This is a genomic window from Anaerococcus lactolyticus ATCC 51172 (assembly GCF_000156575.1).
In the GTDB taxonomy this organism is placed as follows: Bacteria; Bacillota; Clostridia; order Tissierellales; family Peptoniphilaceae; genus Anaerococcus; species Anaerococcus lactolyticus.
In genome coordinates this window covers 1-241 of record NZ_GG666123.1, presented here as the reverse complement: position 1 = coordinate 241, position 241 = coordinate 1, and the positions used below count along the sequence as shown (strand labels likewise).

1 protein-coding gene is annotated in these 241 nt (G+C 65.0%); it reads right to left on the bottom strand.

The features are described 5' to 3' along the window. The coding region (locus HMPREF0072_RS10525; protein WP_438829777.1) for a hypothetical protein at positions 1–191 on the bottom strand (191 nt) is incomplete at its 3' end. Positions 192–241 lie beyond the last annotated feature (50 nt).

The window sequence follows — 241 nt, the reverse complement described above, 5'->3', positions numbered from 1 at the left end:
CACAGGTCCGGAATCTGCTTGGAACGCAGGCTGTCGCGGGCCATGAAGATGACCTGCGATTCGCCCGGGCGCGAATACGAGCGGATGAACTCGTACTCGCCGGTGTTCATCAGCGCCTTCTCGATCGGANCGGTCACCTGCCGCGAGACCTGCTCGGCGGTGGCGCCCGGCCACAGCGTGCGCACCACCATCGCCTTGAAGGTGAACGGCGGGTCTTCGGACTGGCCCAGATGCTTGTACG